Source organism: Micromonospora tarapacensis (assembly GCF_019697375.1).
Taxonomy (GTDB): domain Bacteria; phylum Actinomycetota; class Actinomycetes; order Mycobacteriales; family Micromonosporaceae; genus Micromonospora; species Micromonospora tarapacensis.
Map to the genome: position 1 here is coordinate 432,677 of NZ_JAHCDI010000004.1, position 15,022 is coordinate 447,698.

At 73.2% G+C, this 15,022-nt stretch carries 11 protein-coding genes and 1 pseudogene; 6 read left to right on the forward strand and 6 right to left on the reverse strand.

Translation table 11 applies throughout. The features are described 5' to 3' along the window. The first annotated feature begins 4 nt into the window (after positions 1 to 4). The 3 genes from qcrA to KIF24_RS08050 all read left to right on the forward strand — a co-directional run bounded on the left by qcrA (position 5) and on the right by KIF24_RS08050 (position 3,548). Positions 5 to 1,087, forward strand: coding sequence for a cytochrome bc1 complex Rieske iron-sulfur subunit (gene qcrA, locus KIF24_RS08040; RefSeq protein WP_221083500.1), 1,083 nt, complete (start codon positions 5 to 7; stop codon positions 1,085 to 1,087). Then, on the forward strand, positions 1,084 to 2,703 hold the full coding sequence (qcrB, locus tag KIF24_RS08045) for a cytochrome bc1 complex cytochrome b subunit (protein WP_221083501.1): 1,620 nt from the start codon (positions 1,084 to 1,086) through the stop codon (positions 2,701 to 2,703). The genes qcrA and qcrB overlap by 4 nt, the downstream gene beginning before the upstream one ends. A 167-nt stretch (positions 2,704 to 2,870) precedes the next feature. Beyond that, positions 2,871 to 3,548, forward strand: coding sequence for a DUF4142 domain-containing protein (locus tag KIF24_RS08050; RefSeq protein WP_221083502.1), 678 nt, complete (start codon positions 2,871 to 2,873; stop codon positions 3,546 to 3,548). Positions 3,549 to 3,619: 71 nt separating this feature from the next. Here KIF24_RS08050 and KIF24_RS08055 read toward each other — a convergent pair whose 3' ends face one another. The 5 genes and pseudogenes from KIF24_RS08055 to KIF24_RS08075 all read right to left on the reverse strand — a co-directional run bounded on the left by KIF24_RS08055 (position 3,620) and on the right by KIF24_RS08075 (position 9,216). Next, on the reverse strand, positions 3,620 to 3,907 hold the full coding sequence (locus tag KIF24_RS08055) for an Lrp/AsnC family transcriptional regulator (RefSeq protein WP_221083503.1): 288 nt from the start codon (positions 3,905 to 3,907) through the stop codon (positions 3,620 to 3,622). A 191-nt stretch (positions 3,908 to 4,098) separates the two neighbouring features. Further along, entirely contained in the window at positions 4,099 to 4,953 is an 855-nt protein-coding gene (locus KIF24_RS08060; protein ID WP_221083504.1) for a nucleotidyltransferase family protein, read from the reverse strand. Next, positions 4,950 to 5,492, reverse strand: coding sequence for an NUDIX hydrolase (locus KIF24_RS08065; RefSeq protein WP_221083505.1), 543 nt, complete (start codon positions 5,490 to 5,492; stop codon positions 4,950 to 4,952). The genes KIF24_RS08060 and KIF24_RS08065 overlap by 4 nt, the downstream gene beginning before the upstream one ends. Positions 5,493 to 5,545: 53 nt before the next feature. Beyond that, positions 5,546 to 7,333 carry a RelA/SpoT family protein gene (locus KIF24_RS08070; RefSeq protein WP_221083506.1) on the reverse strand — a complete coding sequence of 596 codons (1,788 nt, stop codon included), beginning with the start codon at positions 7,331 to 7,333 and terminating at the stop codon, positions 5,546 to 5,548. Between the two features lie 129 nt (positions 7,334 to 7,462). Next, positions 7,463 to 9,216 (reverse strand): annotated as a pseudogene (locus tag KIF24_RS08075) (DEDD exonuclease domain-containing protein). Between the two features lie 127 nt (positions 9,217 to 9,343). On the opposite strand from KIF24_RS08075, the gene KIF24_RS08080 reads away from it, so the two are divergent. The 3 genes from KIF24_RS08080 (at position 9,344) to KIF24_RS08090 (ending at position 13,300) form a co-directional block, all read left to right on the forward strand. Next, positions 9,344 to 10,786: an NYN domain-containing protein gene (locus KIF24_RS08080; RefSeq protein ID WP_221083507.1), complete on the forward strand. Its 1,443-nt coding sequence runs from the start codon at positions 9,344 to 9,346 to the stop codon at positions 10,784 to 10,786. Positions 10,787 to 10,913: 127 nt separating this feature from the next. Further along, on the forward strand, positions 10,914 to 12,173 hold the full coding sequence (locus KIF24_RS08085; protein WP_221083508.1) for a M48 family metallopeptidase: 1,260 nt from the start codon (positions 10,914 to 10,916) through the stop codon (positions 12,171 to 12,173). Next, a complete protein-coding gene (locus KIF24_RS08090; RefSeq protein ID WP_221083509.1) occupies positions 12,170 to 13,300 on the forward strand; it encodes a glycosyltransferase family 4 protein in 1,131 nt (376 codons plus the stop codon). The genes KIF24_RS08085 and KIF24_RS08090 overlap by 4 nt, the downstream gene beginning before the upstream one ends. Positions 13,301 to 13,318: 18 nt before the next feature. Here the strand turns inward: KIF24_RS08090 and KIF24_RS08095 are convergent, their stop codons facing one another. Further along, a complete protein-coding gene (locus tag KIF24_RS08095) occupies positions 13,319 to 14,968 on the reverse strand; it encodes a putative bifunctional diguanylate cyclase/phosphodiesterase (protein ID WP_221087245.1) in 1,650 nt (549 codons plus the stop codon). Positions 14,969 to 15,022 lie beyond the last annotated feature (54 nt).

Consider the following 15,022-nt stretch of genomic DNA (forward strand, 5'->3'; position numbering starts at 1 on the left):
GACCATGAGCAGCCGCACCGAGCAGCCGGCCCTGGCCGGCCAGGAACCGCTCGACGTGAACGACCCCCGGCTGAGCCGGTTCGACGTCGTCCGCGAGGGTGCCCGGCGGGACGACATCGAGATCGTCCACTACGAGCCGCAGGTCGTCGCGGGCAGCAAGGCCGAGCGTCGCCTGGTCCGTACGGTGGCCGGGTTCTTCCTGCTCACCGGCTTGGCGGCGACCGCCTTCCTGGTGATCTACATCTGGTGGCCCTGGGAGTACGCCCCGGGTCGAGGCGGCGACAAGCTCTACACCCCGCTGCTCGGCGTGACCCTGGGCATCGCCCTGCTCGGCATCGGCTTCGGCATCCTCACCTGGGGCAAGAAGCTGCTGCCCAAGGAGGTGTCGATCCAGGACCGGCACGAGGGCGTCTCCAGCGTGGACCAGAAGATCACCGGCGAGACCATGGCCTACATGGCCGACGAGCTGGGGGTGAAGCGTCGGCCGCTGCTCGGCGTGTCGTTGCTGGCCGGGCTGGCCCCGGTCGGCGCGGTCGTCGCGGCGCCGCTGGTGGGCGGGCTGATCTCGCAGCCGCACAAGGACAACCAGATGTTCACCACCGGGTTCGCCCCGCAGGACGGCCGGCAGGTCCGGCTGGTCCGCGAGGACGGCCGGCCGATCCGCCCGGCGGACATCAGCGCCGGTGGCCAGATCACCGTCTTCCCCGGCGTGGAGCACGGCGTGAGCAACCGGTACGCCGACTCGCCCACCCTGCTGATCCACCTGCGGGACGACGACGCCGAGGAGTCGCGCCGCAACAACGAGCGCGCGGGGCACGGCGGTTTCATGTGGGGCAACTACGCCGCGTACTCGAAGATCTGCACGCACGCCGGCTGCCCGGCGAGCCTGTACGAGCAGCAGACCAACCGCCTGCTCTGCCCGTGCCACCAGTCCCAGTTCCTGATCACCGACAACGCCAAGCCCATCTTCGGTCCGGCCAGCCGGCGGCTGCCGCAGCTGCCGATCGAGGTGGATTCCGAGGGCTACTTCGTGGCGAAGTCCGACTACACTGAAACCGTCGGGCCCGACTTCTGGGAGCGGCCGTGAAGCGGCGAAAGTTTGACATGGCAGCCGTGCCTGCCAACACCGCCCGGGCGGTCGACGACCGCTTCCAGGTGGCGACCCCCCTGCGCCGGCTGCTGAACAAGGTCTTCCCCGACCACTGGTCCTTCCTGCTCGGCGAGATCGCGCTCTTCTCGTTCATCGTCCTGCTGCTGACCGGCGTCTTCCTGACCTTCTTCTTCGAGCCGGCGCTGACCGAGGTCATCTACAACGGCAGCTACGCCCCGCTGCGGGGTACGCCGATGTCGGCCGCGTACGCCTCCACCCTGGACATCTCGTTCGACGTCCGGGGCGGCCTGATCATGCGCCAGATGCACCACTGGGCGGCGTTGCTGTTCATGGCCGCGATCGTGGTGCACATGTTGCGGATCTTCTTCACCGGCGCGTTCCGCAAGCCGCGGGAGACCAACTGGATCATCGGCTCGCTGCTGTTCTGGGTCGGCTTCCTGGCCGGCTTCACCGGCTACTCGCTGCCGGACGACGGCCTCTCCGGCACCGGCCTGCGGATCGCCTCGGCGATCATGCTCTCCATCCCGGTGATCGGTTCCTGGGTGACCGCGGCGGTCTTCAACGGTGAGTTCCCCGGCACGATCATCATCAGCCGCTTCTTCATCGCCCACGTGCTGCTCATCCCGGCCCTGCTGGTCGCGTTGATCACCGTGCACCTGGGTCTGGTCTTCAAGCAGAAGCACACCCAGTGGCCGGGTCCGGGCCGGACCAACGCCAACGTGGTCGGCGAGCGGATGTTCCCCCGCTACGCGATCAAGCAGGGCGGCTTCTTCATGGTCGTCTTCGGCGTGATCGCGCTGCTGGGCGGTCTGTTCCAGATCAACCCGGTCTGGCTGTTCGGCCCCTACGAGGCGTGGGTGGTCTCGGCCGCCAGCCAGCCCGACTGGTACGTCATGTTCCTCGACGGTTCGACCCGTCTCATGCCGGACTGGCAGATCGACATCCCGATCGGCGACGGATACGTGATCCCGCCGCTGTTCTGGCCGACGGTGGTGCTACCCGGCATCCTGGTCGGGCTCTCCCTGCTCTATCCGTTCATGGAGGCCCGCTACCTCAAGGACCACCGGAGCCACAACCTGCTCCAGCGTCCCCGCGACGTGCCGTTCCGCACCGGTCTGGGCGCCATGGCCGTCACGTTCTACGTGATCCTGACCCTCTCCGGCGCGAACGACGTGATCGCGGACAAGTTCCACATCAGCCTGAACGCGATGACCTGGGCCGGCCGGATCGGCCTGCTGCTCCTCCCGCCGCTGGCGTACTACGTCACCTACCGGATCTGTCTCGGCCTGCAGCAGCACGACCGGGAGGTGCTCGCCCACGGCGTGGAGACCGGCATCATCCGGCGGCTGCCGGACGGCCGGTTCGTCGAGGTGCACCAGCCGCTCAGCGCGGCCGACGGGCACGGCGAACTGGGCTACGCCGGCTGGGTGGTGCCGAAGAAGATGAACCGGCTCGGCGCCCTCGGCCCGGCCATCCGAGGCTTCTTCTACCCGATCGAGAGGCCGGCCGAGGCGCCGGTCTCACCGGGGCACCCGCCGGTCGAGCCTCGCCCGGAGCGGGAGGAGATCGGCAGCGGGGAGACCCGCCGCTGAGCTCCGCCACAGCGTGACGTGGCGCCCGCCGGACAGCCTCCGGCGGGCGCCACGCTCATTTCCGGCCTTCCGAACCGTCGTCGGAGCTTCCGCCCGTCGTCGGATCGCAGGAATAACCCCGGCCAGCCGGGTATCCGTGCGGTCCAACGTCTCAACGGGGAGGAAGCATGTTGGGTATCAAACGCCTCGGCCTGCTGGCCGCGCTGGTGCTGGTGGGTGTCGCACCCGCCGCGGCGGTGCAGGCGGCGGCGCAGCCGTCGGAACAGGACACCCAGTACCTGCAGGCGATCCACCAGGTCAACCTGTACGAGATCGCGGCCGGTGAGCTGGCCCAGGAGAAGGCCCAGAACGAGCAGGTCAAGGAGCTGGCGCAGCAGTTCGTCACGGACCACACCGAGCTGGACCAGTCGGTGCAGGACCTGGCCGGGCAGCTCGGCGTCGAGCTGCCGAGCGAACCCACCAGCGATCAGCAGTCCGGTCTCGACCAGCTGAACAACGCCAGTGGCGAGGAGTTCGACCGGCTCTGGGTGACCCAGGGTCTGGCCGGTCACGTCCAGGCCATCCAGGCGACCCAGACGGAGATCTCGCAGGGCGCCGAATCGCAGGTGGTGCAGCTGGCGCAGACCGCGCTGCCGGTCCTGCAGGCGCACTACGACGCCCTGGTGATGCTGGCCGAGGAACTCGGCATCCCGGTCCCGGAGACGAGCCCGTCCGGTACGGCCAGCCCGGGTGGCACCGCGCCGGCTCCGGGTGGCACCACGCCGGCGCCCGGTGAGACCTTCACCGAGGAGGCCCCGGCTCCGGGTGGCACCGTCACCGAGAGCCCGCTGCCGCAGCAGAGCTGACCCGGCGGTACGTGTCGAGCCGGTCCACCCGCACGGGTGGACCGGCTCGTGGCCGGGTGGCGGCCGGTGGCTCAGTCGGCGTCGCCCAGCCCGATGGCGAAGGCCTCCTCCAGGTCGTGCCGCGAGTAGGCGCGGAACGCGATGTGCGACTCGGTGTCCAGCACCCCGGGGACCTTGGAGATGCTGCCCGCGATCACCTGGGCGATCTCGTCGAACTCGCGGACCCGGACCATGGCGATCAGGTCGACGTGCCCGGCCACCGAGTAGACCTCGCTGACCCCGGGCAGGTCGGCCAGGGCCTCGGCCACCTCGGGAATCGAGTCGGTGGCGCAGTCGATCAGCACGATCGCGGTGATCACGGGAGGGCTCTCCGTTCGTCGGCGTTGCCGCCCATGCTAGCCACGGCCGCAGCCCGGTGTGGTGCGACCTGCGCAGGGCGACGACTCTCGGTGACCGTCGCCCAGGGTGACGCCGGCGTCCCGGCGGTAACCGGTGGACCAACCGGGTTTCACGTCCGGTGAGGGTACGGGTCGGGGTGGGTCGACGGGGGCTACCCGGCCGGGACGGTCAGGTCGGTGCCGGCCCGGATCACGTCCCGCAGGTGTTCCTCGGCACCGACCGTGGCGCCGGGCCAGACGACGCTGCGGGTCACCGCCCCCCGCACCACGGCACCCGCACCGACCACCGACCGGTGGCACGCGCCGGTGACCGTGGCGGCCGGATCGACCAGGCAGCCGGTCCCGGCGGCGTGCAGGTTGGCGGCGAGGTAGTCGGCCGGGGTGCCGGTGTCGACGAACGTCCCCCGATAGCCGACCACGGTCAACCGGCCCGCGGCCTCGGCCGGGCGCCACACCGCGCGCACCAGGTCGCCGAAGGTGGCGGGCAGGTCGCGGACCAGCCGCCACGGCAGCAGGGAGAAGCCGGTGAAGACGTGACCGTCGAAGGTGCCCGGGGCGCGCGGATCGGCGGCGGGCTGGCCGAGCAGGCGCACCGAGTCGCCGCCCCAACCGGCCAGCAGCGCGGCGATGTCCGGGCCGGCCGGCACCGCCGGGTCGGCGAGGTAGGCGTCGGCGTTGCCGACCAGTACGGCCCGTCCGGCGATCCAGTCCCGTAGCCGGCCCACGCCCCCCGCGGTGCCGAGTGGGCTGCCCGGTTCCACCGAGAGGTGGGCCCGGTCGCCCACCCGCTCGACGACCTGGTCGCCGAGGTAGCAGGCGTTGACCGCGACCGTCGCCGGCCCGGCCAGGCCGAGCCCGGCAAGCCGGGCCAGCGCCCGGTCCAGCAGCGGCACGTTGCCCACCGGGCAGAGCGCCTTGGGCAGCCGCTCGGTCAGCGGGCGCAGCCGGGTGCCCTCGCCGGCGGCGAGCACCACCGCGCAGAGCCCACCGCCGGCCGGCCCGGTCACGGCGTGGTGTCGGGCAGCGGCGGCGGGAACTGCCCGGCCAGCGGACCGATGTCGTAGTAGGCCAGCAGCCGGGCGGTGGGCCAGGTCAGCTTCGGCAGGTCGTCCAGCGGGTGCCAGGCGGCCTCGAAGACCTCCGCACCGTCGACGGTCAGCTCGGTGCTCGACGCCGGCACCTCGGCGGTGAACACCATGTCCACCCACCCCTTGGCGTGCACGATCGCGTTGGGCGCCGCTGGGACGAGCCGGGTGGGGGAGAGGCGGACCCCCGATTCCTCGTACAACTCGCGGGCCGCGCCGACCGCCGGGTTCTCACCGCGTTGCAGCAACCCCGCCGGAAGCGTCCAGCCCCGGCCCGGCGGCTGCCGCAGCAGCAGCAACCGACCCGCACCCGCCGCCTCGCTGTCGCGGACCAGGGTGACGGCGCCGACGATGTACTTCGGCACGACCATCCGCACCAGCCGGCGTCGTACCGGTATCGGTAGCCGGTAGAAGACCTGGTACGCGACGGCGCGCCCGGTGCGGCGCGTGCGGGGGATCATGGCTCCAGGCTAGTGGCCGTGAGCCGACCTCGCGCCCTGTGGAGCGCGGCGGGTCACTGTCGGTGGTCGACCAGGTCGATGAGCTGGCGTACCACGGCGTCCGGTTCGATCACCCGGTCGAAGACCGCGACCAGCAGGGTCTCCAGGTCCGGATAGCCGAGTTCCTCCGACAGGCGCAGCAGCGGCAGGTCGCTGGCCAGCCCTCGGTTGTACTGACGCAGGGCCAGCCCGATGGTGGCCCGGCCCAGCCGCACCTTGTCGCTGATCGAGATGCCCGGCTCGCTGTGGTCGGCGAACCACCGGTTGATCTGCATCTGTGCCTGCGGCGACTTGACGAATCCCAGCCACTCGCGGCGGGGCCCGCGCGGGGCGGCCTCGGCGTCGCTGTTCCCGTCGTCGGTCTCGGTGAAGATCTCGACCACGTCGCCCTCCTCCAGTTCGGAGGAGAGCGGGACCAACCGGCCGTTGATCCGCGCCGCGAGGCACCGGTCGCCCCGGTCGCTGCCCAGTTCGTACGCCAGATCGACAGGTGTGGCCCCGGCCGGCAGGACGATCTGCCGTCCGTCGGCGACCACCTGGATCTGCGCCTCCGACAGGTCGCAGCGAAGTGACTGGAGGAACTGCGCCGGGTCGGCCGCGTCCTGCTCCCAGCCCAGCACCCGGCGCAACCAGTCGAGCTGTTCGGAACGGGTCGCCGCGGATCCGCCGGAGCGGGGGAAGCGGAAGTCGGCGGCCACCCCGAACTCGGCCGCGCGGTGCATCTCCGCGGTGCGGATCAACACCTCCACCGTGCGGTTCTTCGGGCCGCAGACGCTGGTGTGCAGGGATCGGTAGAGGTTGTTCTTCGGTGAGGCGATGAAGTCCTTGAACCGGCCGGGGACCGGCCGCCAGAGCCCGTGGATCGCGCCGAGCGCCGCGTAGCAGTCGGTGGGCGGACCGTCCACCACGATCGTGATGCGGGGCAGGTCGTACGGCACGGTGTGGCCGCCGGCGACGGTGTCCTTCCAGATCGAGTAGAGATGCCGGGGCCGCGGCGACACCTCGGCGTCGACCCGCCCGCGGCGTAGCGCCACCCGCACCTGTGCGACCACGTCGGTGAGGTAGCTGTCCCAGCCGGGGCGGTCGTGCACGTGGCGGGCGATGCGGGCGTGCTCGTCCGGCTCCAGGTGCAGCAGCACCACGTCGTCCAGTTCCCGCTTGAGGCTCTGGATGCCCAGCCGGTCGCAGAGCGGTACGAGCACCTCCTGGGTCTTGCGGGCGATCCGCTCCCGGGAGGCGGCCGAGCGGACGCCCAGGGTCCGCATGTTGTGCAGCCGGTCGGCGAGCTTGATGATGAGCACCCGGACGTCCTTGCCGGCCGCGATGATCATCTTGCGGATGGTCTCCGCCTCGGCGGCCTGCCCGTAGAACGCCTTGTCGAACTTGGTCACCCCGTCGACCAGGTGCGCGACCTCGTGGCCGAAGTCCTCCGCCAGGGCCTGCAACGTGTACCGGGTGTCCTCCACGGTGTCGTGCAGCAGCGCCGCGACCAGGGTCGTGCTGTCCATGCCCAGCTCGGCGCAGATCTGGGCGACCGCGAGCGGGTGGGTGATGTACGGCTCCCCGCTCTTGCGGAACTGGCCACGGTGCATGTTCTCGGCGATGGTGTAGGCCCGCCGCAGCACCGCGGGATCCGCACCGGTGTGGATGGCACGGTGGCTGCGGACCAGCTGACCGACCGGCTCGGTCTCGGCGGTCGGCCAGGTCAGCAGCGACCGGAGCCGGCGGGCCAGCGGCAACTCGCCCGGTTGTGTCGGAAGCGCGCCTCCCAGGGCGCCGCCGTGCCCGGCGTTGACGTCCATCTGGGACACCCCCTCACGACTGCGTCACGACCGCCGCATTCCGGCAACCGGGAGCAGACCCTCGAAACGGGCAGGACTGCACTTCCTTAACAGAGTAAGTGAGTCGACGTCGTCCGATCGGACACTTGCTCATGAGCGTTCGGACCAGACTTGGTGCGAGGCGGCACCCTCGGCCTTGGTCAACAGGTCACGGAACCGGGCTGCGCCGCGCACCGGGGAGGCCCATCCGGCCGACATCTCGACCAGTCGGGTCTCCGGGCGCTCCAACCAGGACAGGATCCGCTCCGACTCCTCCGGGCTGGCGGCCGGGACCGGCCCGTGCCCGGGCGGCACCGTCTCGGCGGTGGACCGGATGGCGGCCAGCGTCGGTCGAGGGTGGACCCCCGGTGCGGAGACCCCGCCCCGGCCAGCCGGCCGTGCCGCACCAACGCCAACTCCCAGCCGCCGCCGGCGGCGGGGTGGGCGGCGGCCAACTCGGCGAGCCCGCTCAACGCGGCGAGACGCTGCATGCGTACGGCGGCCCGCAGCACCGCCACGAGACGGGACCGCAGCACGGCCGCCTCCTCGTACCGTTGGCCGGCCGAGAGCGACTCGATCCGGGCGAGCAGGGCGTCCACCACCGGCTGCGGGTCGCCGGTGGTGGCGCTGGCGAACGGCGTGACCGCTCTGGCGTCGTACTCCTGCGGGCTGATCCGGTGTTCGCAGGGCGCCGGGCAGCGACCCAGCTCGGCCAGCGCGCAGGCCGGGGTGACGGTGCGCAACGACAGGCGGTGGGTGCACTGGCGCAGCGGCACCGCGTCGTGGAAGCCGGCGGCGGCCAGCTCGGCGGCCCGCCGCGAGGAGAACGGGCCGAGGTAGGCGCGGTCGCCGGGGGAGATCTCCCGGACCACCGACAACCGGGGGAACGGCCCGTCGGTCAACTTCAACCAGACGACCCGCTCCGGGAACTTCGACCGGCGGTTGTACGGCGGTGCGTGCGCCCCGATCAGCCGCAGCTCGCGGACCTCGGCCTCCAGCGAGTGCGCGCACTCGATCGCCTCGACCCGCTCGGCGGCGGCCAGCATCTCGGAGATCCGGGCCCGCTTCTCCGCCGCGGTGAAGTAGCTGCGTACCCGGGTGGCGATGTCGCGGGACGTGCCGACATAGAGCGGCCGGTCGTCGGCGGCACGGAAGATGTAGACCCCCGGGGAACGGGGCAGTCCGTCGGCCAGGTGCCGCTTGCGGCGCTGCGTCGGGGTGACCGCGCGGGCGAACTCGATGGCGTCGCCGATGGTGTCGACCCGGTGCCCGCCGAGCCGCCCGATGAGCCCGTGCAACACGTCGACGGTTGCCCGGGCGTCGTCCAGCGCCCGGTGAGTCGGCTGGGTGGCGGCCCGGAAGTAGGCGGCGAGAGTGCCGAGCTTGCGGTTGGGCACCTCGTCGCGCGACAGCACCCGCCGGGCCAGCGCGGCGGTGTCCAGCACCCTCGGATTCGGCCAGCGGTAGCCGTGCTTCGCGCAGGCGGCCTTGAGGAACCCGACGTCGTACGGCGCGTTGTGGGCGACCAGCACGGCGTCCGAGACGAACTCGAGGAAGCTCGGCAGCACCTGCTCGATGGGGGGTGCCGGCAGCAGCATCGCCTGGGTGATGCCGGTCAGCACGGTGATGAAGGGCGGGATCGGCACGCCGGGATCGACCAGGGTGGCCAGCACCCCCAACTCCTCGCCGCCGCGCACCTTGACCGCGCCGATCTCGGTGATGCCGCCGCCGTCGGGGGCGCCGCCGGTCGTCTCCAGGTCGACCACCACGAAGGTCGTCGCGTACAGCGGCAACGCCGGGTCGATGCCCACGGTGCTCGGGTCGAGCCCGGCCAGCGCGGGTTGGAGGTACTCCTGTCCTGCCATCGCCGGCACGCTAGCGGTCCGGTCCGACACTCCTGCCCCACCGGTCCCAGAGGTCACCACCGGTCTAGGATGAGAGATCGGCTCACTCACCAGGCGGTGGGCCCGGTCGCGGTGGGAGACTTGCCACATGCCCCTCACCGAGCCGCCCGACGACAACCTCCCGCGGGAGGAGCAGGTCGTCGAGGTGTCGGCTGCCGGTGAGACGGGCGCCGTCGGCGACCGGGACACCGCCACCGCCCCCGCGGAAACGCCGGAGCCGGAGCCGGAGCCGAGCCTGCCCGAGCCGGTCCGGCAACGGATCGTCTCGCTCACCGCCACCGTGCTGCCCGGACTGCCCGCCGACGAGGTGCCGGTGCCGCTGCGCCGGGTCGCGAAGTTCGCCCCCAACCGGCGGGCCCGGCTCGGCGCGCCGGCGATCGCCGCCCAGCTCGCCGCCGACCCGCTGTTCCGGCAGCGGGTGACCGCCCGGGTCCTCGCCGACGCCGGTGACCTGGGTGCCGCCGTGCTCGAGGGAACCGCTCCCGCCGCCGCCGACCCGGTCGAGGTTGCGGCGCTGGCCTACCTGGCCCGGCCGCCCGGCTGGCGGGAGCTGATCGACGCCAGCGGTGCGGCGGTGCGCGCCGAGGCGGACACCGCCGTGGTGGCCGAGCTGGTCCGCCAGGCCGAGCACCGGGCCACCCGGGCCGAGCACGACCGGGCGGTGGCCCGGGTCGAGGCAGACAAGCTACGCGACGAACTGGCCCGGGTCCGTGAGGAGCTGGGCCAGCTGCGCGAGGAGGCCCGACAGCTGGCCCGTACGCTGCGGGAGAGCCAGGCCCGGGAACGCCGGGCGAGCGAGTTGCTGGCCACCGAGCGGGGCCGGGCCACCCGGGCCGCCGCGGAGGCGGACGCCGAGTTGCGCCGGGCCCGGGCCCGGCTGGCCGAGGCCGAGGCGGCGGCCGGGGCGGCCCGGACCAGCGCCAAGGAGGCCCGATCGGTCGACGACGCTCGGCTGTGGCTGCTGCTGGAGACCATCGGCCAGGCCGCCGTCGGGCTGCGCCGGGAGCTGGCGCTGGACCCGGTCGACAAGCTGCCCGCCGACTTCGTCGCGGACGCCTTCGCCGCCTCCCCGGCGGCCACCGCGACCGCCGGCGCCGCGGCCCGCGCCCAGGACACCGACGACCCGGGTCGGCTGGACCAACTGCTCGCCCTGCCCCGGGCCCATCTGGTGGTCGACGGCTACAACGTGACCAAACGCGGCTTCGGCGAGATGTCGCTGGAGCAGCAACGCAAGCGGCTGATCACCGGCCTCGGCGGGATCGCCGCGCAGACCGGCGACGAGGTCACCGTCGTCTTCGACGGGGCCGAACGGATGCACGGGCTGCCGCCCACCCCGCGTGGGGTGCGGGTGCTCTTCTCCCGCAAGGGGGAGACCGCCGACGAGCTGATCCGCCGGCTGGTCCGTGCCGAGCCGCCCGGCCGACCGGTGGTGGTGGTCTCCTCCGACCGCGAGGTCGCCGACGGGGTGCGCCGGCACGGCGCCTACCCGTTGGGGGCGGATTCGCTGCTGCGTCGGCTGTCGCGGTCCTGAGGCCCTCCGGCCCGTCGACACGTGCGGGGCGGACGCGGCCGGGACATAGGATGGGCGCCCATGGCGACAGGAGCGGCGGTATGAGGCGCACGGACGGCGGGTCGCCGGACCCCGGTGGGGTGCCGCGGTGAGCCCCCGCGGCTGGGCGCTGCTCACCCTGGCCGGTCTGGGCGTCGCCCTGATCGTGGCCGCGCTGGTGCTGATCCCGTGGAACCGCCCGCCGGCACCCCGGGCCGACCAGCTCGCCGCGCTGCGCGAGCTGCCCGCCGACCAGGTGGAACGGGCCCGGCAGTTCCGTGCCGCGCTGCGCCCCGGCGGATGGGCGGCGCTGGGTGTCGGGCTGCTGGTGGCGCTGGCGCTCGGGTTGACCCCGCTGGGCAGCCGCCTGATCGAGCTGGCCGGGCGCCCGTTCGGCGGCCACTGGATCGCCCAGGCGATCCTCGGTGGGCTGGCCGTGGTCCTGGTCGCCGACCTGGTGACGCTGCCGTTCTCCGCGTGGCGGCACGGTGTGCTCACCCGCTACGGGCTGGCGACCAACGGCTGGGGCGGGTGGGCGGCCGACCTGCTCAAGTCGTACGCGATCAGCGCCGTCATCGGCGCGGTGGCGTTGCTCGGCTTCTACACCGTCGTCCGGCTCGCGCCCCGGTGGTGGTGGGCGTTCGGCGCGGCCGGCGCGGCGACCCTGGTGGTGCTGCTCTCCTTCATCCTGCCGGTGCTGGTCGAGCCGGTGTTCAACCGGTTCGCCCCGATGGCACCCTCGCCGCTGCGTACCGAGCTGATGGAACTGGCCGAGCGCGACGGCGTGCCGGTACGCGACGTGCTGGTCGCCGACGCCTCCCGGCGCACCCGGGCGGTCAACGCGTACGTCTCCGGGCTCGGGCCGACCCGCCGGGTGGTGGTGTACGACAACCTGCTGCGCGAGGCGACACCCGACGAGGTGACCGCGGTGGTCGCGCACGAGTTGGGCCACGCCAGGGACCGCGACGTGCCGGTCGGCACGCTCACCGGCGCGCTCGGCGCCGCGGCGGCGGTGGTGGCCCTCTACCTGATCGGGTCCTGGCCGCCGCTGCTGCGCCTGGCCGGCGTCGACTCGGTCGCCCAGCCCCGCGCGTTCCCGTTGCTGCTCGCACTGGTCACGGTGGCCGGACTGGTCTTCGGGCCGGTGCAGGCGCTGATGTCGCGGCGGGTCGAGGCGCGCGCCGACGCGCACGCGCTGGCGTTGACCGGCGACCCGGCCGCGTTCGAGTCGATGCAGCGCCGGCTCTCCGCGATCAACCTCGCCGACCCCGATCCGCCCCGCTGGGAGTACCTCTACTCCGCCTCGCACCCGTCGACCGTGGAGCGGATCGCCGCCGCCCGCGCGTTCGCCCGGAGGTCCGGCCGATGAGCGGGCACCGCACGTTGCTGGTCACGAACGACTTCCCGCCCCGGCCGGGCGGCATCCAGTCGTTCGTGCACAACCTGGCGGTACGCCAGCCGGCCGGCTCGGTGGTGGTATACGCGTCGAGCTGGTCCGGTGCCGACAAGTTCGACGCCGACCAGCCGTTCGAGGTGGTGCGCGAACGCACCAGGGTACTGCTGCCCACCCCGCTGGTGGCTCGCCGGGCCGCCCGGCTGGCCCGGGCGTACGGCTGCGACACGGTCTGGTTCGGCGCGGCGGCCCCGCTCGGTCTGCTCGCCGCCGGGCTGCGCCGGCGGGCCGGGGTCGGGCGGGTGGTGGCCCTGACCCACGGGCACGAGGTGGGCTGGGCGGCGCTGCCGGTCGCCCGGGCCGCGCTGCGACGCATCGGCCGCGACACCGACGTGGTCACCTACCTGGGGGAGTACACCCGGACCCGGCTGGCCCGGACGCTGGACGGTCTGACCGAGCTGCGCCGGCTCGCCCCCGGCGTGGACACCGACCTGTACCACCCGTCCGTCGACGGCGGCGCGGTGCGGCACCGGCTCGGCCTGTCCGACCGGCCGGTGGTGGTCTGCGTGTCCCGGCTGGTGCCCCGCAAGGGCCAGGACATGCTGATCCGGGCGATGCCCCTGATCCGTCGCCGGGTGCCCGACGCCGCGTTGCTGGTGGTCGGCGGTGGGCCGTACCGGGCCACGCTGGCCCGGCTGGCCCGGCAGTCCGGCATGGAGCGGGACGTCGTCTTCACCGGCTCGGTGCCGTCGGCGGAACTGCCCGCCCACTACGCGGCCGGTGACGTCTACGCGATGCCGTGCCGGACCCGCAACCAGGGTCTGGACGTCGAGGGGCTCGGCATCGTCTATCTGGAGGCGTCGGCGAGCGGCCTGCCGGTGGTGGCCGGCGACTCGGGCGGCGCACCGGACGCGGTGCGCGAGGGCGAGACCGGATATGTGGTGGACGGCCGGGATCTCGCCGAACTCGCCGACCGGGTGGCCACCCTGCTCGCCGACCGGGACCTCGCTCGTCAGTTCGGTGCCGCCGGCCGCGCCTGGGTGGAGCGGGAGTGGCGCTGGGCGACCCAGGCGCAGCGGATGAGCACCCTGCTCACCGGCTGAGCCGCCCCCGCGGCCCGGTCAGCGGATGCGGGCGACGATGTGGTCGGCGGGGGCGGGGCGGCCGAAGTGCCAGCCCTGGCCGGCGTCACAGCCGATCGCCCGGAGCCGTTCGGCCTGCCCGCCGGTCTCCACACCCTCGGCGGTGACCGTCAGGTCCAGGGCGTGCGCCAGGGAGACCAGCGAGGCGAGGATGCGCTCGTCCGCGCGAGCCTCCGGCGCGCGCAGCCCGCGGACGAACTCGCCGGCCACCTTCAGCTCGGTCACCGGCAGGTCCCGCAGGTACGCCAGGTTGCTGTAGCCGGTGCCGAAGTCGTCGATGGCGATGCGGATGCCGAGGTCGGCCAGGGCCCGCAGGGCCCGTACCGGTTCCTCCGTGGTGGTCATCATGGTGCTCTCGGTGATCTCCAGCTGGAGCCGGTTCGGTGGCAGGCCGGTGTGTCGCAGCAGGGCGCACACCTCCTGCACCAGGCCGGGCCGGCGGATCTGACGCACCGCCAGGTTGACGCTGACGTACGGCGGCTCACCCGAGGCGGCCGTCCAGCCGACCGCCTCCCGGCACGCCTCGGCGAGCACCCACCCGCCGAGCTGCACGATCAGCCCGGTCTCCTCGGCCAACCCGATGAAGCTGTCCGGGTGCAGCACACCCAGGCGCGGGTGGCGCCAGCGCACCAGCGCCTCCACCCCGAGCATCGAGCCGTCGCGCAACGAGGTCAACGGCTGGTAGTCGAGGAAGAACTCGCCACGCTCCAGGCCCGCCGGGATCGCCGCGCTCAGCTCCTGTCGGGCCTGTTCCCGACCGTCGCGCTCCGCGTCGTACAGTGCCCATCCCGCGCCTCCGACGGTCTTGGCCCAGTGCAGGGTGCTGCCCGCCGCTCGCATCAGGTCGTCCGGTGAGGTGCCGGCCACCCGCCGCTCCACGATGCCCACGCTCGCCGTGACCGTCACGTCCTGCCCGTCGACCACCACCGGCTCGGACAGGGCGGCCAGCGCCGCCTCGGCGACGGCGACCACGTCCCCGGTGCCGGTGGAGCACTCGACGAGGACGACGAAGGCGTCCCCGCCGAGCCGGGCGACGAGGTGGGGCTCGACGGCCCGCCGCAGCCGCCGCGCCGCCGCGGTGAGGGCCCGGTCCCCGATCTGGTGGCCGTACGAGTCGTTGACCCGCTTGAACCGGTCCAGGTCGAGGAAGCACAGTCCGACCCGGCGGTCATCGTCGACGGCCACGGCCGCGGCGAGGCGCTCGGCGAAGAGCGTGCGATTGGGCAGGTCGGTGAGCGGATCATGGGTGGCCTGGTGCCGGAAGCGGGCCTCGCTGGCCCGCAGGGCCTGTTCCGCCTCGGCGCGGGCGGTCAGCGCGGCCCGCCGGATCGACTCCTGCTCGTCGAGCGTCCGGTCGCGCAGTGCCCGGGCGTACCCGGTGGCGACCGCGCCCAGCAGCCGGGCCATCCGGTCCTCGATGTCGTCGGCGTCCAGGTCGAGGTCGCGGACCAGCCGGAGCTGGATCACCTCCACGGTCCGGCCGAGCGCCTCGGCCGAGGCGATGTGCGCGCCGACGAGTTCGTCGGCGACCCGGTGCCCGACCCGCAGGTCGAGCGGCTCCGCCCGCAGGGCCTTGGCCAGCAGGTCGGTGAGCCGCTGCAACAGCGTTTCCAGCTGAGCCTGGGTCATCGGCAGATAGCTGGTGCCCGTAACCGCCTTGGCCCAGGCGCGGGCGAACGCCCC

Coding starts and splice junctions, on each gene's coding strand:
- qcrA (WP_221083500.1), top strand. CDS start 5: ATGAGCAGCCGCACCGAGCAGCCGGCCCTGGCCGGCCAGGAACCGCTC.
- KIF24_RS08050 (WP_221083502.1), top strand. CDS start 2,871: ATGTTGGGTATCAAACGCCTCGGCCTGCTGGCCGCGCTGGTGCTGGTG.
- KIF24_RS08065 (WP_221083505.1), bottom strand. CDS start 5,492: ATGATCCCCCGCACGCGCCGCACCGGGCGCGCCGTCGCGTACCAGGTC.
- KIF24_RS08070 (WP_221083506.1), bottom strand. CDS start 7,333: ATGGACGTCAACGCCGGGCACGGCGGCGCCCTGGGAGGCGCGCTTCCG.
- KIF24_RS08080 (WP_221083507.1), top strand. CDS start 9,344: ATGCCCCTCACCGAGCCGCCCGACGACAACCTCCCGCGGGAGGAGCAG.
- KIF24_RS08090 (WP_221083509.1), top strand. CDS start 12,170: ATGAGCGGGCACCGCACGTTGCTGGTCACGAACGACTTCCCGCCCCGG.
- KIF24_RS08095 (WP_221087245.1), bottom strand. CDS start 14,968: ATGACCCAGGCTCAGCTGGAAACGCTGTTGCAGCGGCTCACCGACCTG.